Consider the following 26,117-nt stretch of genomic DNA (forward strand, 5'->3'; position numbering starts at 1 on the left):
CGCCCGGCGGCGCCAAGGATACCCAGCTCAGGAGGGTTTGCTCGATGCAGGAGACGGGACCCGCGATCGCCGTGGCCGGAGCCGGACTGCGCGGCCGCGGCTACGCCGCGCGGATCCGGGAGACGGGGGCCGGCCGGATCGCCGCGGTCGCCGAGCCCGACCCGGTGCGGCGCGCCCGGTTCGCGGCCGAGCACGGTCTCCCGCCGGAGCGGACGTTCCCCGGCTGGCGCGAGCTGGCCGCGGCGGGCCGCGTCGCCGACGGTGTGATCATCGCGACGCAGGACGCCGCGCACGCCGAGCCCGCGGTCCGGTTCGCCGAGCTCGGCTGCCACATCCTGCTGGAGAAGCCGATGGCCACCTCCGAGGCCGACGCGCTGCGGATCGTGGACGCCGTCGAGCGCGCCGGGGTGATGCTCGCCGTCTGCCACGTCCTGCGCTACACCGGATACACCCGCGCCCTCCGGACGCTGATCGCGGACCGCCGGATCGGCACCCCGATCAGCGTCCAGCATCTCGAACCAGTCGGCTGGTGGCACCACGCCCACTCCTACGTGCGCGGCAACTGGCGGCGCGTGGACGAGTCCGGGCCCATGCTGATGACGAAGTCGTGCCACGACATCGACTGGCTCGTCCACGTGATGGGCGAGATCCCGGCGCGCGTGTCCTCGTTCGGGCGGCTGTCGCATTTCCGTGCGGAGAACCGCCCGTCCGGCGCCGCGGCCCGCTGCCTCGACTGCGCGGTGGAGTCACGCTGCCCCTACTCGGCGACCCGGCTGTACCTGTCGTGCCTGGGCGACCCCGACCGGGAGACGTGGCCGCTCGGCGCGGTCACCGACGACCGCACCGAGGAGGGTGTGCTGCGGGCGCTGCGGGAAGGACCGTACGGGCGCTGCGTCTACGCCTGCGACAACGACGTGGTCGACCACCAGGTGGTGAACATGGAGTTCCCGTCCGGTGCGACCGGGGTGTTCACCATGACGGCGTTCTCCCCCGCCGCCCAGCGCCAGACGCGCGTCTTCGGGACGTCCGGCTGCCTGGAGGGGGACGGCGCGCGCATCTCGGTCCGCGACTTCGTCACCGGCGAGGTGGAGACCGTCGAGCCGGGCGACGCGTCCCCCGACGGCCGGCACGACCGCGCCGACGACGCGCTGGCCGACGCGTTCGTCGCGGCGCTGGCCGGCGGCGACCCGGCCCCGCTCAGCTCCGGACCCCGGGAAAGCCTCGCCTCACACCGCGTCGTCTGGGCCGCCGAACGGGCCAGGCTGGACGGCGCGGTCATCGACCTCGCCCCGGATTCACCCCCCGCGAAAGGCACGGTGCGCCCATGACGATCAGGCCCCTGCGGGGCGGCGCCGCGGCGGCGCTGTCCCTGACCCTCGCGCTGAGCGGCTGCGGCTCGTCCGATCCGGCGGCGCCGTCGGGCAACGACGGACGGGGTCCCATCACCGTCGCCACCGGCAAGGACCTCACCCAGACCGTCCAGAAGCTCGTCGCCAAGTGGAGCGAGGGTCATCCTAAGGAGAAGGTCCGGCTCGTCGAGCTGCCCGAGGACGGCGACCAGGCGCGGCAGCAGCTCGTCCAGAACATGCAGATCAAGTCGGACGCCTACGACGTCGTCCGGCTGGACGCGGTGTGGACGGCGGAGTTCGCCGCGCGCCGCTGGGTCCTGCCGCTGCCGGACGGCCTGGTGAACACCTCCTCCTTCGTCCCGGCGGCGCTGGAGACCGGCAAGTACCGGGGCAGGCTGTACGCGGCGCCGTGGCTGACAGGCACCGGCGTCCTCTACTACCGCGAGGACCTCCTCGCCAAGGCCGGCATCAAGAACCCGCCGACGACGTGGGACGAGTTGCGCGACGCCTGCGCCAAGGTCCAGAAGACACCGGAGGGGAAGGGCGTCGACTGCTACGCGGGCCAGTACGGCAAGTACGAGGGCCTCACGGTCAACTACTCGGAGGCCGTCCAGTCCGCGGGCGGCGAGGTCTTCGACGCCTCGGGCAAGCCGCAGGTGAACACACCGCAGGCCAAGGCCGGGCTCCGGTTCCTCGTGGACGGCTTCAAGAACGGCACGATCCCCGAGAAGGCCATCACGTACAAGGAAGAGGAGGGCCGGCGCGCCTTCCAGGAGGGCCACCTCGTCTTCCACCGGAACTGGGCGTACGTGTACGCGCTCGCGTCCGAGAAGGACGGCTCGAAGGTCGCCGGCAAGTTCGGCGTCGCCCCGATCCCCGGCGAGGACGGGCTCGGCTCGGGCACGCTCGGCGGCAACAACCTCGCCGTGTCCGCGTTCTCCAAGCACCAGGCGACCGCCCGCGACTTCATCGCCCACATCGTCGGCCCGCAGGTCCAGCACGAGTACGGCCGCGCCCAGTCGTTCCCGCTCTCCCTGGCGGCCCTCTACACCGACCCCGAAATGATCAAGTTGTACCCGTACCTGCCCGCGCTGAAGCAGGGCATGGACAAGGCGAAGCCGCGCCCGGTCGTCGTCCGGTACAACGAGGTCAGCACCGCCATCCAGGAGCACGTCACCGCGGCCGTCACCGGGAAGAAGCCGGTCGACCAAGCGGCGGAGGACCTCCAGAAGGCACTGGCGGCCTTGGCCGACTAGCCGAGCGGTAGGCGCTCGGGGTCATGCCGAGCCTGCGGACGAAGTGCAGACGCAGGGAGTCGGCGCTGCCGAGGCCGCTGCGGCGGGCGACCTGGTCCATCGGGAGTGCGGTGCCCTCCAGCAGTTCGCGGGCCCGGTCGATCCGCTGGTGCAGCAGCCACTGCAGCGGGCTGTGCCCCGTCTCCGCGTGGAACCGGCGCGTCAGCGTGCGGGTGCTGACGCGTGCGTGCCGGGCCAGGTCGGCGAGGGTGAGCGGCTCGCCCAGGCGCCGCACGGCCCAGGCGCGGGTCTTCGCGAGCGACGCGTCCGGTTCGGCGGGCAGCGGATCTTCGACGCGCTGGACCTGGTCGGCGGGACGCGGCGGCGCCGCGACCGTCAGGCGCGCCGCCCGGGCCGCCACCGCGGCGCCGTGGTCGTCGCGGATCAGGTGCAGGCACAGCTCGATCCCGGCGGCGGCTCCGGCGGAGGTCAGCACCGTTCCGTCCGTGACGTACAGGACGTCGGGGACGACCTTGGCGGCGGGGAAGCGGCGGGCCAGGTCGCCGGTGAGGCCCCAGTGCGTCGTGGCCCGGCGGCCGTCCAGCAGACCCGCCTCGCCGAGCACGAAGGCGCCCGTGCAGACGGCCGCGACCCGCTTCCCCACGCCCGACGCGGCGCGCAAGGCGTCCAGGACGGGCCGCTCGATGCCGGTGCGGCCCCCGCTGCCGACGACGATGACGCTGTCCGCACTCTCCACGGCGTCCAGCCCGTGCGGGGCGACGACGTCCAGGCCGCCGACGGTCTCCAGCGGACGCCCCGGCTCGGCGGCGCAGAGCCGCAGCTCGTAGGCGGGTCCGCCGTCCGTCTCGGCGGCGCCCAGCACCATCTGCGGGATCGTGACGTCGAAGGTCATCACCGGCGGGACGACGACGACCGCGACCGTGTGCATCTGGCCAGAACCTCCGGACGGTTGGCGATCGGGCCCCTGCCGTCCGGGCGCGGCGGACCGCAGAGTGGATCGGGTGACGGCCGGGATGTCCGGCCACTATCTCACCCGGAGTGAATCATGCCGTTTCATGTCGTCGTCGGCAGGGGAGCCACCGCCACCGCGACCGCACTTCTCCTCGCCGACGCGGGCGACCGCGTCCGGATGGTGTCCCGGAGCGGGGCCGGGCCCTCGCACCCGCTCGTCGAGCGGACCGAGATCGACGCCACCGACACCGATGCGCTCAGCCGGCTCGCCGAGGGCGCCACGACCCTGTTCAACGCGGCGGCGCCCGCGTACAACACCTGGCCGGAACTGCTGCCCCCGCTGTTCGGCTCGATCCTGACGGCCGCCGAGCGGTCCGGCGCGGGGTACGTCATGCTGGGCAACCTCTACGGGTACGGGCCCGTGGACGGCCCGGTCACCGAGGAGCACCCGCTTGAGGCGACCGGGTCCAAGGGGCGGGTGCGCGCCGAGATGTGGCTCCGGGCCAAGGAGGCGCACGACGCCGGACGGGTGCGGGCCACCGAGGTGCGCGCCGGCCAGTTCCTCGGCGCCGGGGCCTACTCCATCTTCACGCTCCTGGTCCAGCCGAAGGTGCTCGCGGGGCGTCCGGCGCTCGTCCCGGCGGCCCTCGACGTCCCGCACGCGTACTCGGCGATCGGCGACACCGCCCGTGCGCTCGTCGCCGTCGCCCGCGACGAGCGCGGATGGGGCCGGCCCTGGCACGCGCCGACGATCACCGCGTCGGTGCGCGAGGTCGCCGGACGCCTCGCCGCGCTGGCCGGCGTCCCCGAGCCGCACCTGGACACGATGACCGACCGTGAGCTCACCCTGCTCGGGCTCGGCGACCCGTTCTGGGACGAGATGTGGGAGACGCAGCACATGTCGCACCGGCCGTTCACGGTCGACTCCGCGGCGATCGAGACGACGTTCGGAGTGGGCGCGTCCCCGCTGGACGACGTCCTCAAGGAATCGCTCAGTCGTATGTGAGGCCGTAGCCGAAGGGGAACAGGGGCTTCTTGCCGTCGTCCTTGTTGATGGGCTGCTGGGAGGCGTCGCGCATCCACGTCACCGGGAGCCGTCCGGAGGGAGCGGTGTCGCCGTAGAGAACGTCGGCGACGCCCTCCCCCTGGGTGCCGGGCAGCCAGGAGGCGACCAGCGCGTCCCACCGGGGCAGTTCGCGGGCGATGTCCAGCGGACGTCCCGACACCAGCACCACGACCACCGGGACGCCGGCGGCGCGCAGCCGGTGGATCGTCTTCAGGTCGGCGTCGTCGAGACCCATGCCGCCGGTGATGTCGCCGTGGTATTCGGCGTACGGCTTCTCCCCCACGACCGCGATCGCCGCGTCGTAGGACTTGTCGATGCCGACGCCGTCCTTGCTGTAGGTCACGGTGGCGGACCGGTTCGCGGCCTTGCGGATGCCGTCCAGGATCGTCGTGCCCGGAGTGGTCGGCCCCGGAGCGCCCTGCCACGTGATCGTCCAGCCGCCGGACTGCATGCCGATGTCGTTCGCGCTGCGGCCAGCGACGAAGACCTTGTCGCCGTCGTCCAGCGGGAGGACGTCGCCCTTGTTCTTCAGCAGCACCTGCGACTCGGCGACCGCGCGCCTGGCGAGCCTGCGGTGCGCGGCGCTGCCGACCGTCGTCAGGTAGGACCGGTCGGCCATCGGACGCTCGAACAGGCCGAGCTGGAACTTCCTGGTCAGGATGCGGCGGTTCGCGTCGTCGATGCGGGACATCGGGACGTCGCCGTCCTTCACCGCGTCCCGCAGGTAGTCGATGAACCTGCGCCATTCGGCGGGGACCATGGCCATGTCGATCCCGGCGTTGACCGCGGCGGCGACCTCGTCCTTGGTGAACCCGTGCTTCCCGTCGATCCCGTCGATGCCGTTGTAGTCCGAGACCACGAAACCCTTGAAGCCGAACTCGTTCTTGAGGACGTCGGTGATGAGGTACCTGTTCTGGTGCATCTTCAGCCCGTTCCACGAGCTGTAGGAGACCATCACCGAGCCGACGCCGCGCTTCACCGCCTCCTGGAACGGCGGCAGGTGGATCTCACGCAGGGCCTTCTCCGGGATCCGGGTGTCGCCGCGATCGTCGCCGCCCTCCGTGCCGCCGTCCCCGACGTAGTGCTTCGCCGTGGCCAGGACGGACGTGGGGTCGCCCAGCTCGTGCCCCTGCAGCCCGTCGATGAGCGTCGTCATGATCGTGGGCAGCTCCGGCACCTCGCCGAACGACTCGTACGTCCGGCCCCAGCGGTCGTCGCGGGCGACGCACAGGCAGGGCGCGAAGTCCCAGTCCACGCCCGTCCCGGCCATCTCCTCGGCGGTCGCGGCGCCGATCCTGCGGACCAGGGCCGGGTCGCGGGCCGCGCCGAGCCCGATGTTGTGCGGGAAGATCGTCGCGCCGACCACGTTGTTGTGGCCGTGCACCGCGTCCACCCCGTACAGGATCGGGATGGGCCGGGTGCCGGCGAGCGCGGCCCGCTGGAGCTCGTCGTACATGTTCGCCCAGTTCGCCGGGGTGTTCGGGGTGGGCGCCGACCCGCCGCTGGACAGCACCGACCCGATCCCGTACCGGGTGACCTCCTCGGGGGTGACGTACCTGCGCTCCGGCTGCGTCATCTGGCCCAGCTTGTCGTCCAGGCTCATCCGGTCGAGCAGGTCCTCGACCCGGTCCTCGACCGACAACCGCGGATCGAGATAGGGGGCCGGGCCCGACTCCGCCCGGACGGGACCGCCGTGGGCGACGAGTGCGAGCGCGGTCAGCATGCCGAAGGCCAGAAGGCGTGACCGCATCGCCCGCACCCAGGAGCCGTCCATGCCGGAAGGTCTCTCCAGCGTCGATCAAACACAACGCAACCGGACACCAGCGACTGGGCAATATCTGACGGTCACCGCCGGACGAACGGCGCAAAGGGCCATCGGTCGGGATCGAACCGACACCTCCAGGACCACAACCTGGCGTGCAGACCACTACACCACGAAGGCCGCGTCTCCGGCAGGAATCGAACCTGCGACCTCCGGGTCCGCAACCCGGCGCGCTCTCCACTGCGCCACGAAGACTTGTTCACTTGCCGTACCGAGTGCAGGAATCGAACCTGCCTGTGACGGGATATGAATCCGCCGGACACACCAGCATCCTCACTCGGCGCGGAGGGTGCGAGATTCGAACTCGCGCAGGGGTGACCCTGACGACGGCTTAGCAAGCCGCTGCCTTTCCGCTCGGCCAACCCTCCGGAAAACAAAAAGACCGCCCGTGGTCCGCGGGCGGTCGGCGTCAGGACGTGCAGGTCACGTCCGTCGGCGGCTCCCGAGACCGGAAAGGCTGCTGCTGTGCATTCGATGGCGACGCATCTTCCCTCTCCTTCCGGTCTCGCTGCCTACGACGTCCATGGTGCCGGGGCGGTTCCCGCCCCGGCAACCCATTTATCGGCTCACTCCTCGAAATCGGTTCCGCGGGACGTGGATTCCCAGCTTTCGAACTCCTTCTGCGCCCCTGTCAGGGAGGCGGCCACCGCGTCGGCGGCGTCGTTGCCCAGCGGCAGCCGGAGCGGGGTGTCGTCCGCGTCCAGCGCCTTCAGGATCGCCGCCGCGGCCTTGGCCGGATCACCCGGCTGCTTGCCGTCGCTGCTCGGCAGGCCGGCGCGGACCGGGCCGACGCTGTCGGCGTACTCCGGCATCGCGGCGGTCTGGTACAGGCCGCCGCCGGCGAAAGACGTCCGGAACGCGCCCGGCTCGACCACCAGCACCTTGATGCCGAACGGCGCGACCTCCTGGGCCAGCGCCTCCGACATGCCCTCCAGCGCGAACTTGGTCGCCGAGTAGGCGCCCACGCCGGGGAAGGAGAACCGGCCGCCCATGCTCGACATCTGCACGATCGCGCCGCTCCCCTGCCGCCGCATGTGCGGCAGCACCGCGCGGGTCAGCGCGGCCGGACCGAAGAAGTGCAGGTCCATCAACTCCCGGAGCTCCCGGTCGGTGGTCTCCTCCACGGCCCCGACGACGCCGCGGCCGGCGTTGTTGACCAGCACGTCGACGCGGCCGTGCCACAGCACCGCGTCCGCGACCACGTCCGCGATCTTCGACTGGTCGGTGACGTCCAGCGCGACCGCGTGCACCCGGCCCTCGTGCCGCGCCACCAGGTCGTCCAGCTCCCCGGGACGGCGGGCCGCGGCGACGACCGTGTCACCGGCCGCCAGCGCCGCCTCCGCGATCGCCCGTCCGAAGCCCGAGTTCGCCCCGGTGATCAGCCAGACCCGTCCGTTCTCAGTGGTGTTCGTCATGCCGCAGTTATCGCAGCACACCGGGCGCCTCGTCCAAGACAGAAATCAACGCGCTCGATAAAGAGCCTTTATGATCCTCGCATGGAGTTGCGCCAGCTGCGCTACCTGATCGCCATCGCCGACGAGGGCAACCTCGGCCGGGCCGCGGCGACCCTCTACGTGAGCCAGCCCGCGCTCTCCTACGCGCTCAAGAACCTCGAAGCCGAACTCGGCGTCCGGCTGTTCGACCGGCACGCCGGCGGTGTGGCCCCCACCCCGGCCGGCCGGGACGTGATCGCCGAAGCCCGCCGGACGGTCCGGCAGGCCGACCGGGTCGCCGCCGTCGCCGAACGGCACCGCCGCGGCCAGACCGGCGTCCTGCGCGTCGGGTTCGAGGCCAGCGGCGCCGGAGAGCTGACCACCCGCGCCCGCGCCGAGTTCGCCCGCACCCACCCCGGCGTCCGCGTCGAACCCAAGCGCTACGACTGGGGCGGCGAGGCCGCCGCGCTCCGCGCCGGCCAGGTGGACGTAGCGTTCGTGTGGCTCCCCGCCGACCTCACCGGCCTGCACTCCGAGATCGTCCACACCGAACCCCGCGTGGTGGGCCTCCCCACCGACCACCCGCTCGCCGCGGCCGCGGGCGTCTCCATCATGGACGTCAAGGACGAGCCGCTCATGTGGACCGAGCGCGCACCCCGCGCCTGGGTGAACTGGTGGGCGGTCAACCCGCGGCCGGACGGCTCCGAGCCGCGCTGGGGCCCCACCAACGACAACGTCGAGGAAATGCTCGAACAGGTCGCCGAGGGCACGGCCATCTGCTTCGCGCCGTCCAGCATGGCGCTCTACTACACGCGCCCCGGCCTCGCCTGGGTCCCGCTGACGGACGTGGAGCCCTTGCGCGTCGCCCTCGCCTGGCATGGCGGCGGCGCGCTCGTCCAGGCGTTCGCCGCGATCGTCCGCGACCTCGCCGGTTCCCCGGCGTGACCGTCAGACGATCGGCCGCGGCTCCTCCACGGCCGCGCTGAGCGCCCGGAGCGCCTGGTAGACGCGGACTTTCACCACGTCCACCGGCACCCCCAGGGAGGCGGCGGCCTCATTGACCGACCGGTCCCTGAAGACCGTCTCGGTGAGGATCTCGCGGTGCGCGGACGGCAGCGCCTGGAAGGCCCGGGCGACCACCGCGGGGCGCATCCGCTCCCCCGGCGAACCGGGGAGGAACGAACCGGTGTCTTTGCCCACTCGCAGTGCCACACAAGAAACCTCGCACCCCCCACCCCTCCCGGCTCCCCCCTTATGCCCGCGTTAAGGAAGGAATGAGGAGGACTTATCCGCCCCTCGTCCGGCCGAGTCCCGGGAAGTCGTCTAAGGAGCCGCTCACCTGCGAAAACAAGGGAGGGAAGCCAGAGGAACCATCCGGCACCGTCGATCATGGTCGGCTTAACCCGACCTACGTTGGCTCCCGAGGCCGGCTCACCGAACGGCTCGTCGGGCACGGCGAGGACCGCCCGTGCGGGATCGAGTGGCGCAAGAGGTCGGCCCGTGACTGACCACCTCATCCGGATCACAACGGCACTCGCCGTGGTGGCGGATGAAGCAGTTCATCACCAACGTGGAACAACCTGCCCCAGCGTGAACCAGGGAACCCCGGCAACGGGCCGTGGCCGGGGCTTCTGCTTGCCGCCGACACCCACGTTGCACGTGGGCTGCGCATGGTCCCCAGGATGGTCTGTCACGACCCCATGCGCCCTCGTGCCTTCGTCTGACGGTGAGGGTCTGAAGCTGGTCTCGGCCATGCTCTTCGCATTTGCCCCCAGGACGGGACGTGATCTCCACAGGCCCGCGGTAACCATCTTGCGCGTTGAGTGATCTCCCCTTGTCCGATCGCACACCGCTTTGGCCGGCGATGAAGCAGATATGAAGCAGATATGAAGCCGTCGACTGCTTGAATCGCATTATCGATGGTCAATGCCGTCGATGCATTGAAATGTTGCCCATAAAGGAGAGACTGAAATGACATGCAGCAATTGCGGTGGACGCTTGATCGGCAAGACGGACAAGCAAGGCAACACCACTTGGGTGTGCCCGAAGTGTGACTGATTGACGATTGAGATTTGACTAATCGACCGGCCCTCGCGCACGCGCGGGGGCCGGTTCTTGTTTCTCGAATACCATTGAGCGACCACTCGGCATCGACGATTACTGCCGAACCGTGGGCTTGCGGAAGCCGGACGGATTCGGGCTTGCCCGGGGGCGCCGGGCATTGATCGCGGGCTTGGCACCGCCGATGTCCAAGGCTAGGGCGGTTATGGCCCAATCGCCGGGAGCACGCGGTAGAGCGTGCCTGGGCCGGTTAGGTGGGTTGCGGGGGCTGCGGCGGGGATGAAGGCGGCTTCGCCTCGGGTGAGGGTCAAGGTCCGGTCTGCCGTCAGGTGGGCTTCGCCTTCCAGGCAGAGAAGTGTCTGCGGAAGTCCGGTGGGCAGGTTCTCGGGGCCGCCTGTGAGGTCGTGGCGGGTGAGGATGAATTCCTCGGCGGGTGTGCGGTAGTCGTGGCCGGCCGTCGGTTCGATGCGGTGGGGGGCGGTCGGAGCGAATTCGACCACGCGCATCAGTTCCGGGACGTCGATGTGCTTTCCGGTGAGGCCGCAGCGCAGGACGTTGTCGGAGTTCGCCATGACCTCGATCGCCAGGCCGCCCAGGTATGAGTGGGGCACTCCGGCGTCCAGGAAGAGGGCCTGGCCGGGGCTGAGTTCGACATGGTTGAGCAGAAGCGCGGCGAGGATTCCGCGGTCGCCGGGGTAAGCGCGGGCGATGTCGGCGTAGACGCCGGTCAGGGCCGGTTCGACCGCCTTCTGGACGGGCTCGGACGCCTCGTCCAGCATCTGGGTGAGGACGGTCCGGAGCGCTTCGGCGGGCGGCTCGGTGCGGAGTGTCCGTATCCACGGGCGCAGTTCGGCGACCGACAGGTCTTCGAGTAGATCGGCGGTCTCCGCCGGGTCACGGAAACCGCAGAGGCCGTGGAAGTCGGTGAGGGCGCACACCATTTCCGGCTTGTGGAAGGGGTCTTTGTAGGTGCGCGTGTAATGGTCGACCGGGATGCCGTGCGCCTCTTCACGGGCGAACCCGGCCCGGGCCTGCGCCGTGGTCGGGTGCACCTGGAGGGAGAGCGGCTTCTCTACCGCCAGTACCTTGAGCAGATACGGCAGCGTCGGACCGAAACGGTCGATCGACCGCGCGCCCAGCATCCCGGACGGGTCGCGTTCGATGAGCGCGTGCAGGGGCGTCCCGTCCACGGCGGAAGAGGCGGCGGGATGCGCGCCCGCCCACAGTTCGGCCTGCGGACGCCCGGTCGGCTCGACTCCGAGCAGTTCGGCCAGCGCGGTTCGCGAACCCCACTCGTAGGGCCGGATCGCCGTGGTCAGCGGCAGTGGCACCAACCTGCGCGATCTCCTCACTCGGGGCGCCACAACGGGAGTCGGCGCTCGTGAGGACAGCGTACAAGCGCCGGGCGGCGCCCCGGGTCAGGCCCTCATCCGTACGGCGTACGCGGTGAGCCGGGTCGTGAGCCTCAGCGCGCTCGGGCCGTGCCAGTCCGCGCGGCGGGCCGGCCACGCGTAGCAGGGGGCGCCGTCGCTGATCAGCGCTTCCACGCCGGGGAGGCCGAGCGACTCGGCGGCGAACTCGTACAGCGGGACGAGCCGCGGCACGATCACTCCGTAGTCGAGGACGCGCGGCAGCAGTCCCTCCGCCGCGACGAGGTCCCCGGCCAGCAGGTCCCCCAGCGGATACCGCTCGGGGAACGCGCGGCGCAGGTCGAGGAAGAATCCGACCGAACCGCCGCGCGGGTCGCCGAGGAGACCGCCGAGCGGCGCGAACGCGCCGAGCGCCAGCCGGGGCCGCGCCACCAGCGCGTGCGCGTACAGGACGCGGACGAGCGCGACGTTCATCATGAAGCGTTCGGCGGGCAGTTCGGCGAGGGCGAGCGGCTCGCCGTCCAGGTACCCGGCGACGACGCTCGCGTTGTGGGCGCGGTACCACGCCGCCGGGGACGGTCCGCGGAGGAACTCGCCCCACAGGCGCACGCCGTTGGACGACGGCTCGCCGCGGTGGCCGTCGTCCAGCAGGGCGGCTTCCGCCTTGTCGCGCAACAGCCGGTCGTTGACGGCGCGCCACCACGGGCTGCCCGGCGGATCGCCGCCGGGCGGGTTCAGCACGCCCCGGGCGATCTCCCAGCGCAGGAAGCTCAGCTCGGCACGGCCGTAGCGGGCCCGGTCGCCGACGTAGAACTCGGCGGCGAGCCGGAGCCGTCCCGCCGCGCCGTCCGCGACGTGCCGCACCATGGCGTCCGCCGCTCCCACCGTGTCGATCATGCGCCGCCCTCCGATCGCAGCTGCCCTACCTCCCTGCACGGTGCCCGTTACGGTGCGGGTTCAGCGGCGGTCCGGGTGAACCTCCGGGGTCCGGTCGGCGAACTGATAAGCGGGCACGGCGTTCGATCGGCCGAGCCCCTAAGATGAGGCGACCTGGGGGTGGTGGACGTGGGCAAGCACAACAAGCCGGCGACGCGGGCGTGCCCTGGCTGTAGAGGCACCGGCACCAGCACCGCCACGCGCGAGCAGTGCAATGTCTGCCGCGGCACGGGCCGTATCTGACCCGCCGGTCAGGTGCGTCCGATCCCCGGTTCGACGGCCTTTTCGCTCGTCCCCCGCACCGGCTCGCGGCGCCGGGACTGGGTGAGCGTGACCGCGAGCGCCACGACACACGACGTCCAGGCCAGCACGGCGTAGCCGCCCGCCGACAGCACGACGGTCGACAGCAGGCTCGCGGCGGCCGCGATCGTCCAGACGGCGGCGTCGACGGCGCCCTCGGCGTGCGGGCGCTCCGCCTCCGGAAGGTCGCGGGCGAGCAGGCCGCTGCCGCCGACGAAGCAGAGGTTCCACCCGTAGCCGAGCAGGAAGAGCGCCGCGGGACGTCCCGGCGAGCCGGTCGCGACGGCCGCGAGCGCCGTGGACAGGGCCAGGGTGAGGAGTCCGCCGAGGATCACCGGGCGGGCGCCGAGACGGTCGACCAGGCGGCCGGTCACGGGTGACAGGGCGAACATGCCGAGGGTGTGCGCCGACAGCACCATGCCGACCGCCGCGAGGCCGTCGCCGTGCATGTGCATCTCCAGCGGCGCGGCCGTCATGACGGCGACCATCACGACCTGCGCGGTCACCATCACTGCCAGCGCGGAGCGCGCGACCGGCGTGCTCACCAGCCTGCGCAGCGGCGGCGGGCTGCCGGTTCCCGTCCCGCCCCTCGGTCCGCCGGTCGCGGCGAGCGCGGCGGCCGCGCAGGTGACAACGGCCAGGAGGAACGGTCCGGTGAACGCCGGGAGGCCGATCCCGGCGGCGGCCGCGCCGGCCGGGTCGAGCAGTAGCGGCCCGCCGACCGCGCCGGCGGCCGCGCACCCCACGACGAGCCCGATCGCGTGGCCGCGCCGCCCGGGCGGGTGGAGATCGGCCGCCGCGTACCGCGACAGCTGGGCTCCCGCGTTGCCGAGGCCGAGCAGCAGCATCCCGAGGCACAGGCCGATGACGTCGCCGTTCGCGACCGCGGCGGCCGCCAGGCACGCGCCCGCCGCCGCACCGGCGTACCCGAGGACGAAGGTGCGGCGCCGGCTCGTCCGCCGCACCAGCCGGGTCAGGGCGACCGCGCCGGCGCCCGTCCCGACGATGCCGGCCGTGCTCGGGACGCCTCCCCAGCCGGCGCCGAGCCGGTCCGCGGCGACGAGGGTGCCGGTCGCGCTCGCCACCGCCATGGACGCGTTCATCAGTGCGGTGCCCGAGCACAGGGCGGCCATGGGACGGGATCGGTTTTCCATGCTTTAACGCTAGAAACGCTGATTCGGCCCGGGAATGGGAGATCCCTGGCGTTCGACCGGTTCCACCTCTAATTTGGAAGGTATTTCGCGGAAAGGACCTTCAAGATGGACCGGGAGCTGGATCAGACGGACTGGCGCATCATCGCCGAACTGCAGCGGGACGGGCGCCTGTCGTTCAACAGGCTGGCGGGCCTCGTCAACCTGTCGTCCCCGGCGGTGGCCGAACGGGTGCGGCGCCTTGAGGAGTCGGGGGTGATCACGGGCTACCAGGCACGGATCGACCCGGCGCGGGTCGGGCAACCGCTGACGGCGTTCGTCCAGATGCGCTGCGCCCTCGGCCGGTGCCTGCTGAAGACCACCGCGGCCGAGGACCTGCCCGAGGTCACCGAGGTGCACAAGCTCAGCGGCAGCTGGTGCTCGATGCTGAAGGTCCGGGTGGCCTCGATGCCGCACCTCGAAGGGCTGCTGGAACGGCTCGGCGAACACGGGGAGATGAACTCGCACATCGTCCTGTCGACCGCCTACGAGGGACGCGCCGTCGAGCCGCCCGCCCCGGACGCCCGCACCGTCACCGCCTCCGACGGCTGGACCCGCTAGCGCACCGCGCGCAGTCTGCCCCGGCGCAGACGGGCGAGCGCATCGGACGTGGCGTCGTCGGCGGGCAGGTACGCGACCAGCCGCTGGTCATCACCCACCGGAAGTTCGAGGGTCTCGTAGGCCAGCCGGAGCTCGCCCACGTCCGGGTGGACGAACCGTTCGACGCCCGACTTCCTCGGCAGGCTCGGCAGGGCGCCGACGCGTTCGCTGAACGGAGCACCGGCGGTGACGGTCAGCTCGTCCACGAGGATCTTGTAGTACGGGTCGCCGCCTACGAACGCACTACGGAGAGCTGCGACGCGCTCGTCCGCGACGTGGTCCCAGTCGGGATAGACGGTCTTGGCCCGCACATCGGTGAATGCGAAGCGGACGACGTTGGGCGGGTCGCCGTCCAGAAGCCCGACCGGGCCTGCCAGCAGTTCGTAACCGTCCGTCCAGGCGAGGATGTCGCCGAGCCTGTTGACGAGGATCGCCGGAGCGGGCTCCATACGTTCGAGCAACGCTCGGACGGTGGGCCGCACGACGTCGTTCGGCGCTGCTTGGCACAGGCCCCCGTCACCGCCCTTCGAAAGAATGCGCAGGTGGAGGCGCTCGTCGGGGGACATATGCAGCGCGTCGGCGAGCGCCCCCAGGACGGCCGCCGAAGGGTGACGGTCGCGTCCCTGCTCAAGCCGCGCCAGGTACTCGACGCTGACGCCGGCCAGCGTGGCGAGTTCCGAACGGCGCAGCCCCGGCGTCCTTCGCCGAGCGCCCTCAGGCAGTCCTGCCTGCGACGGCGTGACGGCCTCGCGGCGGGCGCGCAGGAAGGCGCCCAGTTCGTTGTCGCTCACACCCGGAACCTACCAACGGCGCTGCCCCGGATCGTGGCCCTGTCAGTGCCCGTCTAAGCGCGGCCACAGGCGCAGGGCCGGGTCGTCTCGTCATGAGGCTGGGGGTGGGAGGCGGGATTGCAGGCGGGTCAGGACTCGCCGGCTGAGGGCCGTTCTGCGGATCACGGGGTCGACCAGGCGCATGCCGGGAAGTCGCAGGGCACCGGTGAAGGCGACGCGGGTGCCTTCGGGGGTGGGGGACGCGGCGATGCCGCCGTGGAGGAATCTGCTCTGCATCCAGCACCAGCCGGGGCGCATGACGATGTCGAAGCGGGCGCGTTGCCCCAGGCGGCCGACGGCGACGGCTTCCAGGTTCTCGCCGTCAGACCGGGTGATCCGCATCGTGCGGACATCGGTGAGGAGCATGGGGAACTCGGCCTCCAGGTCACTCGCCACCGCCCAGACCTCCGCGAGCGTGTTGGCGAGTGTCTGCTCTGCGTACGAGGCACCGGGAATGGACGCCGCCATGACGCGCAGCCGCCTGACGGGGTCGAGGCCGGCCACCGGCCAGTCGGGCTGGTTCATCGTTCCCACGCCTTTCGGAAGCCCCGCCGCGCCCGGTGCAGGCGCGACTTCACCGTTCCGGTGGAGATGTCGAGCAGGTGGCCGACGGTCCGTTCGTCGAGACCCTCGACATCGCGCAGCACCAGCACGGCGCGATGCTCGGGCGACAGCCGGTCGAGGACGTCGCGGACGTCCGCGGCCAGTTGGGGGTCGCCGCGCTGCGGCACCGCCTCCAGGTCGAGCGGCGGGGCGGGGCCGCCCTGACGGCGGGCGACCCGCACGGACTCGCGGACCGCGATGGCCCTCACCCAGCCGAACAGGGCGGCGGGATCGCGCAGCCGGGAGATGCCGCGGAAGACGGCTATGAGGGTCTCCTGCGCGGCGTCCGGGCCGTCCTGCAGGGCGATCGGACCGCAGAGCCTGCCGACGTAGGGGGTCAGCAGGTCGAGCAGTTCCTGCATGGCCAGGCTGTCGCCCTTCTGCGCACCGCGCACCAGCGCCGCGACCCGCTCGGGTTCGGCCATCACCACGCTCCCCCGTCGCGTCATCGTCATCCGGCCGGTTCCCTGAACGTAGAGGCGAACGCGTCCCTCACCGGAAAGGTGGAGTGGATCGTTTCGGCGACGAGGTCGGGACGGTCGTTGGGCAGGTAGTGACCTCCTGGGACGGTCCGGCACTCCAGGGCGTCGGCGTGGTCGGCACCGCCGGCCAGCATCTCGGGGGCCACCATGAAGTCGTCGAGGCCGAACAGGATCGTAGTGGGGACGCTGAGGTGCCTGCGCTTGAACCGGCCCCCCGCCAGGGCCGGGATGTCGCGCAGGACGTACTGCCAGTGCAGGGTGCGGCCGGCGTGGGCGTGGCGGCGGGATCGGACGGCCTCCACGAACTCGTCGAGGTCCTGTGGGCTCCAGGCGGAGGGATCGGTGACGCCGCGGCGCAGATGGTAGCGGGTGAAGCCCGGCCAGTGCCGCAGGACGGCGCCGCCGAGCAGGGGGTACTCCCACAGCGCGGTGTGCCACATGCGCCAGGCGTTGCGGAGGACCGCGCGCTGGCGCGGCCACGGGTGGATCATGTTGATCGCCAGCAGCCCGCTGAAGCGGGCGGGCGCGTCGAGGCACAGCCGGAAGCCGGTCCAGGCGCCCCATTCGTGCGCGACCAGGCCGACCCGTTCGAGGCCGAGCGCGTCCATGAGGGCGAGGACGTCGGCCGCGCGGTCACGGGTGGCGTAGCCGCGGTGGGGCGCGCCGGACCATCCGGCTCCGCGCAGGTCGGGCATCACCAAGCGGTACCGGCCGGCCAGGAGGGGGATCAGATGCCGCCAGGCGTACCAGTTCTGGGGGAAGCCGTGCAGGAACAGCAGCGGCGGCCCCTCGCCCGCCTCGGCGACGTGGAAACGGACGCCGCGTACCTCCGTGTATCGGTGCTCGACTCCCTCGACCATGGGCATGGGCCGCGGCATGGTTCCTCCCCGTTCGGATGGTCCTTCGTGAGGTAGGGAGGGGCCGCGGCCGGGAAACGTTCCACCCGACTTCGCCGGTCTCCAAGCGGCACGGACACCCCGAAGATGATTGAATCGGGCGCTATGTGGCACTCGTCACTACGTTCCTCGCCCTGGCGGCGGCGGTATGAGCCCGGGGTCCCCAGCGAGATCGACATCCCGGACATCCCCGTCACGCGGCTGCTCGACGACGCCGCGGAGCGGTACCCGCGCCGGCCCGCGCTGATCTTCTTCGGCCGCCGGATCGGCTACCGCGACCTGCGCGAGGCCGTGGACCGGTTCGCCGACGGGCTGCACCGGCTCGGGGTGCAGCCGGGCGACCGCGTGGCGCTGATCCTGCCGAACTGCCCGCAGCAGGTCATCGCGTTCTACGGCGTCCTGCGCAGGGGCGCGATCGCGGTCCAGCACAACCCGCTGTACACCGAGGAGGAGATGCTCCGGCAGCTCGCGGACTGCGGCGCGCGTGTCGCGGTGGTCCTGGATCGTTCCTACGCGACGGTGAAGGCGGTGCGTTCCCGGCTCCGGCTCGACCACATCGTGGTGACGTCGCTGGTCGACTTCTTGCCGGCCTCCAGGCGCGTCGCCCTGCGGCTGCCGCTCGTGCAGACGCAGCGGCGGCGCGCGGCCATCACCGCCGACGTGCCGGACGATCCCGGCGTCGTCCGTTTCAAGGAGCTGCAGAGGGCGCCTCGCCGGAAGGTACGGCAGCTCCCGCTGGACCCGGCGCGGCACCTGGCCGCCATCCAGTACACGGGCGGGACGGAAGGACGTCCCAAGGGCGCGATGCTGACCCACCGGAACCTCGTCGCGAACGCCTGCCAGCAGCACGCGTGGGACCTGAACACCCGTCCCGGTGAGGACGTCACGCTGGCGGTCCTGCCGCTGTTCCACTCGTTCGGGCTGATGAGCTGCCTGGTCGCACCCGTGATGACGGGCGGGGCGGTGGTGCTGCTCCCGCGTTACGACGGCGATCGCGTGATCCGTGCCATCCGCAAGTACCGCCCGACCATCTTCCCCGGCGTGCCGACCCTGTACGAGCAGGTCCTCGACAGCCCGCGTCTCCGGCCGGACGACCTGCGCTCGCTCCGCATCCACATCTCCGGGGCGATGGGGCTGACGCAGGCCACGATCGACCGGCTCGACCAGGTCGGGGCGCGGGGCCTGATCAACTGTTACGGGCTCACGGAGGCGTCTCCGGCCGTCACGGGGAACCCGCTGGGAGGCGGCGCCCGGAACCTCACGGTCGGGCTGCCCCTGCCCATGACCGACGCCGTCATCGTCGACCCGGAGGAGCCGACGAGGGTCCTCTCCCCGGGCGAGACGGGCGAACTCGTCGTGCGGGGACCGCAGGTTTTCGCCGGCTACTGGAACGCCCCTCTCGCCACCGCGCAGAGCCTGTCGAAGGGCTGGCTCCGCACGGGTGACATAGCGGTGATGGACGAGAACGGTTTCATCACCATCCTGGAACGCCAGCGGGACATGATCAAGGTGAACGGCTTCACCGTGTTCCCGTCCGAGGTGGAGAAGGTGCTGCGCCGCCATCCCGCCGTCTACGACTGCGCCGTGGTCGGTGTGCCGGACGTCCGGCGCGGCGAGCGCATCATCGCCCACGTGGTCGAGCACCCCGCGTACCCGTTCTCGGCGGACGAACTGCGGCGGCACTGTGAGCGCTACCTGTCGCACTACAAGGTGCCGGCCGAGTTCCTTCCCCGGACGGATCTGCCGCGGAACTTGCTGGGGAAGGTCAGCCGGCAACGCATGCGGGAGGAGTTCGTCGCCTCGCCTGCACAGAGGATGAGGTCCGCGCAGAGTGGTTGACTGGTCGGGTGCACACGGAGACCGTCCAGTCCGGGCTCTTCACCCGGCTCGTTGAGATCGGCCAAGCGAAGGCCCACGGAGCCGCAGACCCGGAGACCCTTTACGACCGGCACGGTGTGCTCGTGGTGCGGATCGGTGACGTGGTCGTGAAGGCCCATCAGGCCGATCGGGACCACGGACCTCTGTTCCTCGACCGGATCCGGCTGGCGGGCACGCTGCCGGATGTCGTGATCGGGCCGCTGGGTCCGCCGCTCACCGTGGACGGCCGTACGGTCACGCTCTCGACCTTCGGTGAGCCCGTGGATCCTTCCCAGGAACTCCCCTGGGAGGAAGGCGCCCGGGTTCTGGCCGCCCTTCACGCCACGGCTGTTCCGGCCGACGCGCCGCCGTGGGGGCGCCCGACGCGGGTTGCGCGTCTGGTTTCAGGGCTCACGGACGGTCCCGCCCAGGACGTGGTGCGAGACGCGTTCAGCACCCTGCCCGCCTGGGTACGCGGCGACGAACAGGAGCCGCAGGGAAAGTCCGAATCACTCATCCATGGCGACTGGCACCTGGGCCAGATGGTCCGCGCGCCGGGCGGGCAATGGCGGCTCATCGACATCGAGGACCTCGGCAAGGGCGACCCTGCCTGGGACCTCGCCCGCCCTGCCGCGCTCTACTCCGCCGGGGTTCTCTCCCCGGACGAGTGGGAGCGTTTCCTGGACGCGTACAGGGAGGCCGGCGGTCCGGCCGTCCCCGCGCAAGGCAGCCCCTGGACCACGCTGGACATTCCCGCCCGAAGTCTGGCGATCCAGATCGCCGCCACGTGCGTCATATCCGCGGAAAGGGAAGATCGACCACTCGACGGGGCGGAGCAGGCGATGATCGACGCCTGCGCGAGAATATCCACGGCGGGGGGCGCGGCATGACGTGGCGCGGAACCTGTCCTACATTTAGCCTCTACCTGGGGATCCATACCGGAAGGATGACAAGGCGATGCACTGCCCAAAGTGTCGTGGCGTGATGCGGACCTACACCCGCAGCGGCGTCCACATCGAGCAATGTGACAGCTGCCGGGGCGTCTTCCTCGACTACGGGGAGCTTGAGGCCCTGGCCCAGATGGAGTCGCAGTACCGGGCGGCCCCTCCGCCCGCCGCGGCGCCGGGATGGGGAGCCCCCGGAGGAGCGGTCCACCACCATCACCACGGACACCACCGCCCTCATCACGGCAGCGTGTTCCACATGCTCTTCTCGACCTGACCAGAGCGCCGCGGCCCGCCCCCCGAGGGGAGGCGGGCCGCGGCGTACGGGCAGGGGTCAGAGGCGCGGGTCCACGGGTTCGGACTCCAGCGCCAGGACGGCGAACACCGCCTGGTGGACGCGCCACAGCGGTTCCCCGCCGGCGAGCCGGCCGAGGGCCTCGATGCCGAGCGCGTGCTCCCGCATGGCCAGGGACCTCTTGCGGCCGAGCGACCTGCGGCGAAGCCGGTCGAGGTGGTCCGGCTCGCGGTAGTCGGGGCCGTAGATGATCCGCAGATACTCCGGCCCGCGGCACTTGATGCCGGGCTGGACCTTCCGCTCCTCCGGGAGCGGCCCCAGCGGCTTGACGACCATGCCCTCGCCGCCGGCCGCGGTGAGCTTCTCCCACCACTCGATGGCGGCGGCCCCCGACTCGGGCGATCCCAGGTCGACGGTCACCGACCCCGTCCGCTGGACGAGCCCGCTCGTGTCGTTCTCCGCGAGCCGCTCGGCGGCGGCCATGTGCCACTCGTGGTCGCGTGCGTCCGCCCAGGAGCGGCCTTCCCCGGCGAGGATCTGGAACGGGGCGAACCGCAGCCCGGCCAGCCCGTCCACCGTCCAGCAGTAGCGCGCGTAGGCGTCGCGGAACAGGGACGCGTTGGCGGCGCGCCGGTCGACGCGCTCGCGCAGCCCGCCGAGGTCGAGGCCGCGTGCCTCCGCGCGCCCGAGAACGCCGGCCGCCATCGGGAGGACGGCGCGCGCGGCCGCACCGGTCGCGGCGTACTGCGTGCGGATGAGGTCCATGGCCTTCGCCGACCACGGCATCAGTTCGCCGTCGATGACGAGCCATCCGGTCTCCAGCTCGTCCCAGAGCCCGGCGGCGCCGATCGCGGTGCGGAGCCGGTCCAGGACCTCGGCCGTGCGGGACGGGTCGCGGAAGAAGGAGCGTCCGGTGCGCGTGTAGACGGCACCGGTCGTCCCGTCGGTGACGCCGAAGCGCTCCTCGGCGACGGAGGCGTCACGGCAGACGACCGCCACGGCGCGCGAGCCCATGTGCTTCTCCTCGCACACCGCGCGGACGACGCCCTTGTCCCGGTAGGCGGCGAGGGCCTCGGCGGGATGCTCCAGGTATCCCGGCAGCGACGACGTCTCGGCAGGGGCCATGGTGGGCGGCAGATAGACGAGCCAGCGCGGGTCCACGGCGAACCGGCTCATCACCTCCAGCGCGGCCAGCGCGTTCTCCTCGCGGACGGAGACGCGGCCCATCAGGCGGGTCTCGACACCCTGGTTGCCGAGGACGTCCTCGATGTTGAGGAGGTCGTCCTCCCGGTGACCGCCCGCACTCGCTCCCTGCGGCGTCTCCAGCGGACGCGTCGGCTCGTACCAGACCTGGTGGGCCGGAACCGACACGATCTCACGTTCCGGGTAACGCAGCGCGGTCAGCTTCCCGCCGAACACGGCACCGGTGTCCAGGCAGATGGTGTTGTTGACCCACTCCGCCCTGGGGACCGGGGTGTGCCCGTAGACGACCATGGCCTTGCCCCGGTAGTCACGGGCCCACGGGTAACGCACGGGCAGGCCGTACTCGTCGGTCTCCCCCGTGGTGTCACCGTAGAGCGCGAACGAGCGGACCCGTCCGGATGCGCGGCCGTGGTAGTCCTCCTTAAGGCCGGCGTGTGCCACGACGAGGCGGCCGCGGTCCAGGACGTAGTGGCTGATAAGGCCGTCCATGAAACGCACCGCGTCGCCGCGGAAGTCCTCGTCCTCGGCGGCGAGCTGTTCCATCGACTCGGCGAGGCCGTGCGCGACGCGCACCTTGCGTCCGCGCAGAGCACGGACGAGTTTCGCCTCATGGTTGCCCGAGACGCACAGCGCGTCGCCTGCGGCGACCATTCCCATGACCAGACGCAGCACGCCGGGGGTGTCGGGCCCGCGGTCGACCAGGTCGCCGACGAAGAGGGCGCTGCGTCCACCCGGGTGGTTCGCTCCAACGGCACGCCCCTGCGCGTCCCTGTCGATCTCGTAGCCCAGGCTGGTGAGAAGTTCCTCCAGCTCGGTGCGGCAGCCGTGCACGTCGCCGATGACGTCGAACGGACCGGTCAGCTCTCGCTTGTCGGTCCACGCCTTCTCGTACGTCACCGTCGCGGCGTCGATCTCGTCGGGGCCGTTCAGGACGTGGACGCGTCGGAACTCGCTCCCGAGCGACCGCATGCCGCGCCTCAGCTCGCGCCGCTGGCGCGGGATGACGTGCGGGGCCAGGTCCCGCTCCGGCCGGGCCGCGTTCCGCTCGGCTGCGAGGCTCTCAGGGACGTCCAGGACGACGGCGACCGACAGGACGTCGTGCTCTTTGGCGACCCGGAGCAGCGACTCGCGCGCCTTCTTCTGCACGTTGGTCGCGTCCACCACGGTCAGCAGGCCGCGCCGCAGCCGCTTGGCCACGATGTAGTGCAGGAGGTCGAACGCGTCGCCGGTGGCCGCCTGGTCGTTCTCGTCGTCCGACACGACCCCGCGGCAGAAGTCCGACGACACCACCTGGGTCGGCTTGAAGTGCTTGCGCGCGAAGTGCGACTTGCCCGACCCGGACACGCCGACCAGCACGACCAGGCCCATCTCCGGGATCCGGATCTCGGTCATCGGGTGAACACCCCCATCTGGGTGGGCGCGCCGACCTCGGGGTCGTCGTCGCCTACGGGCACGTGGCGGACGCGGTAGCCGTGCGCGGCGGCGACCCGGTCCGCCCAGGCGCGGAACTCGTCCCGCGTCCATTCGAAACGGTGGTCGGGGTGGCGCATCGACCCCGGCGCCAGCCCTTCGTAGCGGACGTTGTGCTCGGCGTTCGGCGTCGTCACGACCACCACGCGGGGCGAGGCGTGCCCGAACACGACCCGCTCGACCGCCCCCAGGCGGGGCGGGTCGATGTGCTCGATGACCTCCATCAGCACGGCCGCCTCATAGCCGCGGAACCGTTCGTCCGCGTAGGTCAGGGCGCCCTGGAAGACGTCCTGGACGCGGTGGTTCTCCCGGCTCGGCTGCTTGTCCCAGCGGAGTCGGCGCCAGGCATGACCCAGCGCCCGGTACGAGACGTCCGTTCCAGAGATCTCGCTGAAGAAGTCGTCCTTGACCAGTCGCGCGAGCAGCTTCCCGGAGCCGCAGCCAAGGTCGATGACACGGCGGGCGTTCTCGTCGTGCAGCGCTTGCACAACCGACTGGACACGGCGTTCCGCGAGCGAAACGGGCTGCTCCTCCGAGGGCGCCTGCTCCTGCTCGTCCTCGGTGGCGGACGCCTCCTCCTCGACCTCAACAGGGTCGAGTTCCTCTTCCGGCGCGTCCTCCGCGTCGGCGAGGCGCCCCAGCGCGGTACGGACGAGAGCACGCCGGTTGGCCAGGTAGCGGCGCGTGATGGCTCCGCGGTCGGGATGCGCGGCCAGCCAGCCCTCGCCTGCCCGGATGAGCTTGTCGACCTCGTCCGGCGCCATCCAGTAGTGCTTGGCGTCGTCCAGGACGGGCAGGAGCACGTACAGCTGGTTGAGCGCGTCGGCCAGCCGCAGCGTCCCGGTCAGCGTGAGCGTCACGTACCGGGAGTCACCCCACTCGGCGAACTCCGGATCGAGCGGGACCGGCACGGCCGACACGTCCCAGCCGAGTGGCCCGAAGAACCGCTCGGCCTGCCCAGGCCCGCCCCTGCACGGAAGTGCCGGAAGAACGATTTCCAGCGGGATCGGCGTCTCCGCCAGGTCAGGACGCAGATCGCACCGACCGCGCATGGCGGTGCGGAAGACGTTCGCCATGGCCGAGGCCAGAAGGGAGGACGCCGCATACGGGCGGTCGTTCACGTACTGGCCGAGCGAGAAGTCCGGCGTGCCTCTGCCACGCGTGCGCACGAGCTTGACCGGGTCGACGTCCAGCAGCAGTGCCGCCGTGCAGTGCCCTTCATCCGCGTCCGGGTAGAAAACGTGCGCCGTGCCGAAGGACTGCTCGAAGCTCTGCACCCGGCCGGGATGCTTGTGCAGGAGGAACCCCAGGTCGGTCGCCTGGCTCATCGTCGTGGTAATCGTCAGAAGCACGTCCCAAGTGTGGCCGAACGTACCTGACGTCCCCCATTGGTTTTCCGGAATCCGCGATCAGGGCACGGACGGGCCCTTCACGAACCGGCCGCTCCGGTCGTACGGCCAGCCGTTGATCCGGCAGCCCTTCAGCCCGAAGATCTGCTGCTGCATGACGGGCGCGAGGCGGCCGCGTCCAGAGCACGTCATGTGCCCGAACCCGAGCCGGTGACCGACCTCGTGGTTGATGGTCAGCGCGTGGTAGTGCTCCGCCTGACCCCGGTAGTAGGTGGTGAGCAGCAGCCAGCGCTTCAGATTGACCACGACCTGCTTGCCCGCGCTGCAGTTCACCTTGCCCTCGGTCGTCATCCCGTAGGCGCCGCAGATCTTGTCGACGGTGCCCGGCGCGGCGAGCTTCACGACGAAGTCGTACGAGCCCGAGGTGACGCGCTTGAACGACCACTTGCCGCCGGCCGTCCACCCCCTGGGGTCCGCCAGGATCTCGTCCACGCTCTGCGCAAAGGCGACGGGGTCCTGCCGTAGGCCGCCCTCTACCTCGACCATGTAGCGCATGAGCTTGCCTTGCCCGTGGACCTTGCCGCTTGAGGTGGGACGGGAGAATTTCCCGGTTCCCTTAGCGGGGATGTACGGGGCCCGCTTGGGCTTGAGGAGAGGGGGGTCGGACGGCTCGGCCTCGACTCTGGCGCCGTTCCCTTGACTGCCCCCCTCATCCCCACCGCCCCTGCCGGTCGTGGCAGACGTGCCGCGCGACGGCCGGGATCCCGGCGCGAGGAACCAGGCGACCGCCCCGCCTAACACGACCACGAGGACGAGGGTCACGGCTCCGGCGACCGCCCCGCGCTTCCGTGCCTGCCGGGCCCGCTCGAACTCCGCGTCGAGGTCGCCGCGTTTGCTCCGGCCGGACCGTCCGGACCGTCCGGTATGCGATCTTGTCGGCTGCATGTTGCGCCAGCATGCCAGAAATGATCTTAAAAGGGTTTGCGACCGGGATTCCCGGACCAGCAGAATCCGAGGCGACATGAGCAGACATCCCCGCCGGATGACCGCGCAGGAGACCGTGGCCATCCTCGAACGCGGCGACTACACGGCCCCGTCCGGCCGCACCGTCTCGATCGCCGACCGCCTCGCCGGCGCCGTCCGGCGCACTGTCCTCTACCGGCCAGGCGAGCTGGACACGCTCCTCAAGAACCCGCCCGCGGCGGACCACGGCGCCGGGACGCGCATCGAGGTCACCGGCGAGACCACGCTCGCCGCGGCACACCGGCTGTGCGCCCCGGGCACGGTTCCGTTCGCCCTCAACTTCGCCTCCGCGAAGAACCCCGGGGGCGGGTTCCTGAACGGAGCACACGCTCAGGAGGAGGGGCTGGCCCGCTCGTCCGGCCTGTACGAGTCGCTGCGTTCGGCCAGGGAGTTCTACGACTTCCACCGCGCGCAGGGAGATCTCCTCTACAGCGACCACATGATCTACTCGCCCGACGTACCGGTCTTCCGGGACGACGCGGGACGGCTGCTAGAGGAGCCGTACGACATCGCGTTCCTGACGTCCCCCGCTCCCAACCGGGGTGCGATCCGGGACGACGCCAAAGCCGAGCAGATCCCCGCCGTCCTGCGCCGGCGCGCCCGCAAGGTCCTCGCCGTGTCGCTGGCCAACGGACACCGTCGGCTCGTTCTCGGTGCCTGGGGCTGCGGCGTGTTCCGCAACGATCCGGTCGAGGTCGCCGAGGCGTTCGCGGAGGCCCTGCTTCCGGGCGGGGAATTCGCCGACCGCTTCGAGCACGTCGTCTTCGCCGTCTGGGACACCGCCAAGGGCTCCCCCAGGCACGTCGCCTTCCAGGACGTTTTCGTCTAGGC

23 protein-coding genes and 4 tRNA genes are annotated in these 26,117 nt (G+C 71.3%); 9 read left to right on the plus strand and 18 right to left on the minus strand.

Features of this window, described 5'->3' with window-relative positions:
• Positions 1-44: 44 nt before the first annotated feature.
• Together ACQPXG_RS31875 and ACQPXG_RS31880 are read left to right on the plus strand one after the other, a co-directional pair.
• Positions 45-1,328 carry a Gfo/Idh/MocA family protein gene (locus ACQPXG_RS31875; RefSeq protein ID WP_433462837.1) on the plus strand — a complete coding sequence of 428 codons (1,284 nt, stop codon included), beginning with the start codon at positions 45-47 and terminating at the stop codon, positions 1,326-1,328.
• Positions 1,325-2,605 carry an ABC transporter substrate-binding protein gene (locus ACQPXG_RS31880; RefSeq protein ID WP_433462838.1) on the plus strand — a complete coding sequence of 427 codons (1,281 nt, stop codon included), beginning with the start codon at positions 1,325-1,327 and terminating at the stop codon, positions 2,603-2,605. The genes ACQPXG_RS31875 and ACQPXG_RS31880 overlap by 4 nt, the downstream gene beginning before the upstream one ends.
• On the opposite strand, the gene ACQPXG_RS31885 is transcribed toward ACQPXG_RS31880, so the two are convergent.
• The gene (locus tag ACQPXG_RS31885; protein ID WP_433462839.1) at positions 2,535-3,533 is read right to left on the minus strand and encodes a GlxA family transcriptional regulator; all 999 of its coding nucleotides are present in this window, start codon (positions 3,531-3,533) and stop codon (positions 2,535-2,537) included. The genes ACQPXG_RS31880 and ACQPXG_RS31885 overlap by 71 nt on opposite strands.
• 117 nt (positions 3,534-3,650) lie before the next feature.
• Here ACQPXG_RS31885 and ACQPXG_RS31890 point away from each other — a divergent pair, with 117 nt between their 5' ends.
• On the plus strand, positions 3,651-4,562 hold the full coding sequence (locus tag ACQPXG_RS31890) for an NAD-dependent epimerase (protein WP_433462840.1): 912 nt from the start codon (positions 3,651-3,653) through the stop codon (positions 4,560-4,562).
• Here ACQPXG_RS31890 and ACQPXG_RS31895 read toward each other — a convergent pair.
• The 6 genes from ACQPXG_RS31895 to ACQPXG_RS31920 form a co-directional block, all read right to left on the minus strand.
• On the minus strand, positions 4,549-6,396 hold the full coding sequence (locus tag ACQPXG_RS31895; RefSeq protein WP_433462841.1) for a glycoside hydrolase family 3 protein: 1,848 nt from the start codon (positions 6,394-6,396) through the stop codon (positions 4,549-4,551). The genes ACQPXG_RS31890 and ACQPXG_RS31895 overlap by 14 nt on opposite strands.
• A gap of 95 nt (positions 6,397-6,491) precedes the next feature.
• Positions 6,492-6,565, minus strand: a tRNA-His gene (locus ACQPXG_RS31900).
• 1 nt (position 6,566) lies between these two features.
• Positions 6,567-6,639, minus strand: a tRNA-Arg gene (locus ACQPXG_RS31905).
• Between the two features lie 14 nt (positions 6,640-6,653).
• Positions 6,654-6,726: transfer RNA gene (locus tag ACQPXG_RS31910), tRNA-Met, on the minus strand.
• Between the two features lies 1 nt (position 6,727).
• Positions 6,728-6,812, minus strand: a tRNA-Ser gene (locus ACQPXG_RS31915).
• Between the two features lie 198 nt (positions 6,813-7,010).
• Positions 7,011-7,859, minus strand: a complete 849-nt coding sequence (locus tag ACQPXG_RS31920) for an oxidoreductase (protein WP_433462842.1) — start codon at positions 7,857-7,859, stop codon at positions 7,011-7,013.
• Positions 7,860-7,940: 81 nt separating this feature from the next.
• On the opposite strand from ACQPXG_RS31920, the gene ACQPXG_RS31925 reads away from it, so the two are divergent.
• A complete protein-coding gene (locus ACQPXG_RS31925) occupies positions 7,941-8,822 on the plus strand; it encodes a LysR family transcriptional regulator (RefSeq protein WP_433462843.1) in 882 nt (293 codons plus the stop codon).
• A gap of 3 nt (positions 8,823-8,825) precedes the next feature.
• Here the strand turns inward: ACQPXG_RS31925 and ACQPXG_RS31930 are convergent, their stop codons facing one another.
• The 4 genes from ACQPXG_RS31930 to ACQPXG_RS31945 form a co-directional block, all read right to left on the minus strand.
• On the minus strand, positions 8,826-9,089 hold the full coding sequence (locus ACQPXG_RS31930) for a sigma factor-like helix-turn-helix DNA-binding protein (protein ID WP_433462844.1): 264 nt from the start codon (positions 9,087-9,089) through the stop codon (positions 8,826-8,828).
• Positions 9,090-10,141: 1,052 nt separating this feature from the next.
• The gene (manA, locus tag ACQPXG_RS31935) at positions 10,142-11,269 is read right to left on the minus strand and encodes a mannose-6-phosphate isomerase, class I (protein ID WP_433462845.1); all 1,128 of its coding nucleotides are present in this window, start codon (positions 11,267-11,269) and stop codon (positions 10,142-10,144) included.
• 87 nt (positions 11,270-11,356) lie between these two features.
• On the minus strand, positions 11,357-12,205 hold the full coding sequence (locus ACQPXG_RS31940; protein WP_433462846.1) for a hypothetical protein: 849 nt from the start codon (positions 12,203-12,205) through the stop codon (positions 11,357-11,359).
• A 290-nt stretch (positions 12,206-12,495) separates the two neighbouring features.
• Positions 12,496-13,698: an MFS transporter gene (locus ACQPXG_RS31945; RefSeq protein ID WP_433462847.1), complete on the minus strand. Its 1,203-nt coding sequence runs from the start codon at positions 13,696-13,698 to the stop codon at positions 12,496-12,498.
• Between the two features lie 105 nt (positions 13,699-13,803).
• Between ACQPXG_RS31945 and ACQPXG_RS31950 the strand changes: the two genes are divergently transcribed.
• Positions 13,804-14,295 (plus strand): Lrp/AsnC family transcriptional regulator, encoded by a 492-nt coding sequence (locus ACQPXG_RS31950; protein ID WP_433462848.1) that lies wholly within the window; start codon positions 13,804-13,806, stop codon positions 14,293-14,295.
• On the opposite strand, the gene ACQPXG_RS31955 is transcribed toward ACQPXG_RS31950, so the two are convergent.
• The 4 genes from ACQPXG_RS31955 to ACQPXG_RS31970 form a co-directional block, all read right to left on the minus strand.
• Positions 14,292-15,125 (minus strand): helix-turn-helix domain-containing protein, encoded by an 834-nt coding sequence (locus ACQPXG_RS31955; RefSeq protein ID WP_433462849.1) that lies wholly within the window; start codon positions 15,123-15,125, stop codon positions 14,292-14,294. The genes ACQPXG_RS31950 and ACQPXG_RS31955 overlap by 4 nt on opposite strands.
• 90 nt (positions 15,126-15,215) lie before the next feature.
• On the minus strand, positions 15,216-15,689 hold the full coding sequence (locus ACQPXG_RS31960; protein ID WP_433462850.1) for a hypothetical protein: 474 nt from the start codon (positions 15,687-15,689) through the stop codon (positions 15,216-15,218).
• Entirely contained in the window at positions 15,686-16,222 is a 537-nt protein-coding gene (locus ACQPXG_RS31965; RefSeq protein ID WP_433462851.1) for an RNA polymerase sigma factor, read from the minus strand. The genes ACQPXG_RS31960 and ACQPXG_RS31965 overlap by 4 nt, the downstream gene beginning before the upstream one ends.
• Entirely contained in the window at positions 16,219-17,127 is a 909-nt protein-coding gene (locus ACQPXG_RS31970) for an alpha/beta fold hydrolase (RefSeq protein WP_433462852.1), read from the minus strand. The genes ACQPXG_RS31965 and ACQPXG_RS31970 overlap by 4 nt, the downstream gene beginning before the upstream one ends.
• A 123-nt stretch (positions 17,128-17,250) precedes the next feature.
• On the opposite strand from ACQPXG_RS31970, the gene ACQPXG_RS31975 reads away from it, so the two are divergent.
• The 3 genes from ACQPXG_RS31975 (at position 17,251) to ACQPXG_RS31985 (ending at position 20,223) form a co-directional block, all read left to right on the plus strand.
• Positions 17,251-18,984: an AMP-binding protein gene (locus ACQPXG_RS31975; RefSeq protein WP_433462853.1), complete on the plus strand. Its 1,734-nt coding sequence runs from the start codon at positions 17,251-17,253 to the stop codon at positions 18,982-18,984.
• Between the two features lie 122 nt (positions 18,985-19,106).
• Positions 19,107-19,892, plus strand: coding sequence for a phosphotransferase family protein (locus ACQPXG_RS31980; RefSeq protein WP_433462854.1), 786 nt, complete (start codon positions 19,107-19,109; stop codon positions 19,890-19,892).
• Positions 19,893-19,959: 67 nt separating this feature from the next.
• A complete protein-coding gene (locus tag ACQPXG_RS31985) occupies positions 19,960-20,223 on the plus strand; it encodes a zf-TFIIB domain-containing protein (RefSeq protein ID WP_433462855.1) in 264 nt (87 codons plus the stop codon).
• 57 nt (positions 20,224-20,280) lie between these two features.
• On the opposite strand, the gene ACQPXG_RS31990 is transcribed toward ACQPXG_RS31985, so the two are convergent.
• From ACQPXG_RS31990 to ACQPXG_RS32000, 3 genes are read right to left on the minus strand one after another with little or no spacing between them, the layout of a single operon-like run.
• Positions 20,281-22,836 (minus strand): polynucleotide kinase-phosphatase, encoded by a 2,556-nt coding sequence (locus ACQPXG_RS31990; protein ID WP_433462856.1) that lies wholly within the window; start codon positions 22,834-22,836, stop codon positions 20,281-20,283.
• The gene (locus ACQPXG_RS31995) at positions 22,833-24,266 is read right to left on the minus strand and encodes a 3' terminal RNA ribose 2'-O-methyltransferase Hen1 (RefSeq protein ID WP_433462857.1); all 1,434 of its coding nucleotides are present in this window, start codon (positions 24,264-24,266) and stop codon (positions 22,833-22,835) included. The genes ACQPXG_RS31990 and ACQPXG_RS31995 overlap by 4 nt, the downstream gene beginning before the upstream one ends.
• Positions 24,267-24,323: 57 nt before the next feature.
• Complete coding sequence (locus ACQPXG_RS32000; RefSeq protein ID WP_433462858.1) at positions 24,324-25,208, minus strand: DUF3152 domain-containing protein; 885 nt, start codon at positions 25,206-25,208, stop codon at positions 24,324-24,326.
• A gap of 76 nt (positions 25,209-25,284) precedes the next feature.
• On the opposite strand from ACQPXG_RS32000, the gene ACQPXG_RS32005 reads away from it, so the two are divergent.
• Complete coding sequence (locus ACQPXG_RS32005; RefSeq protein WP_433462859.1) at positions 25,285-26,115, plus strand: TIGR02452 family protein; 831 nt, start codon at positions 25,285-25,287, stop codon at positions 26,113-26,115.
• Positions 26,116-26,117 lie beyond the last annotated feature (2 nt).

This window comes from Spirillospora sp. CA-128828 (genome assembly GCF_050945415.1).
Taxonomy (GTDB): Bacteria; Actinomycetota; Actinomycetes; order Streptosporangiales; family Streptosporangiaceae; genus Spirillospora.

What these genes read in the sequence shown, in the direction of transcription:
- ACQPXG_RS31975 (WP_433462853.1), top strand. Translation starts at nt 17,251, where the DNA reads ATGTGGCACTCGTCACTACGTTCCTCGCCCTGGCGGCGGCGGTATGAG.
- ACQPXG_RS31950 (WP_433462848.1), top strand. Translation starts at nt 13,804, where the DNA reads ATGGACCGGGAGCTGGATCAGACGGACTGGCGCATCATCGCCGAACTG.
- ACQPXG_RS31985 (WP_433462855.1), top strand. Translation starts at nt 19,960, where the DNA reads ATGCACTGCCCAAAGTGTCGTGGCGTGATGCGGACCTACACCCGCAGC.
- ACQPXG_RS31925 (WP_433462843.1), top strand. Translation starts at nt 7,941, where the DNA reads ATGGAGTTGCGCCAGCTGCGCTACCTGATCGCCATCGCCGACGAGGGC.
- ACQPXG_RS31880 (WP_433462838.1), top strand. Translation starts at nt 1,325, where the DNA reads ATGACGATCAGGCCCCTGCGGGGCGGCGCCGCGGCGGCGCTGTCCCTG.
- ACQPXG_RS31940 (WP_433462846.1), bottom strand. Translation starts at nt 12,205, where the DNA reads ATGATCGACACGGTGGGAGCGGCGGACGCCATGGTGCGGCACGTCGCG.
- ACQPXG_RS31895 (WP_433462841.1), bottom strand. Translation starts at nt 6,396, where the DNA reads ATGGACGGCTCCTGGGTGCGGGCGATGCGGTCACGCCTTCTGGCCTTC.
- ACQPXG_RS32000 (WP_433462858.1), bottom strand. Translation starts at nt 25,208, where the DNA reads ATGCAGCCGACAAGATCGCATACCGGACGGTCCGGACGGTCCGGCCGG.
- ACQPXG_RS31890 (WP_433462840.1), top strand. Translation starts at nt 3,651, where the DNA reads ATGCCGTTTCATGTCGTCGTCGGCAGGGGAGCCACCGCCACCGCGACC.
- ACQPXG_RS31945 (WP_433462847.1), bottom strand. Translation starts at nt 13,698, where the DNA reads ATGGAAAACCGATCCCGTCCCATGGCCGCCCTGTGCTCGGGCACCGCA.
- ACQPXG_RS32005 (WP_433462859.1), top strand. Translation starts at nt 25,285, where the DNA reads ATGAGCAGACATCCCCGCCGGATGACCGCGCAGGAGACCGTGGCCATC.
- ACQPXG_RS31960 (WP_433462850.1), bottom strand. Translation starts at nt 15,689, where the DNA reads ATGAACCAGCCCGACTGGCCGGTGGCCGGCCTCGACCCCGTCAGGCGG.
- ACQPXG_RS31875 (WP_433462837.1), top strand. Translation starts at nt 45, where the DNA reads ATGCAGGAGACGGGACCCGCGATCGCCGTGGCCGGAGCCGGACTGCGC.
- ACQPXG_RS31965 (WP_433462851.1), bottom strand. Translation starts at nt 16,222, where the DNA reads ATGACGATGACGCGACGGGGGAGCGTGGTGATGGCCGAACCCGAGCGG.
- ACQPXG_RS31920 (WP_433462842.1), bottom strand. Translation starts at nt 7,859, where the DNA reads ATGACGAACACCACTGAGAACGGACGGGTCTGGCTGATCACCGGGGCG.
- ACQPXG_RS31885 (WP_433462839.1), bottom strand. Translation starts at nt 3,533, where the DNA reads ATGCACACGGTCGCGGTCGTCGTCGTCCCGCCGGTGATGACCTTCGAC.
- ACQPXG_RS31970 (WP_433462852.1), bottom strand. Translation starts at nt 17,127, where the DNA reads ATGCCGCGGCCCATGCCCATGGTCGAGGGAGTCGAGCACCGATACACG.
- ACQPXG_RS31990 (WP_433462856.1), bottom strand. Translation starts at nt 22,836, where the DNA reads ATGACCGAGATCCGGATCCCGGAGATGGGCCTGGTCGTGCTGGTCGGC.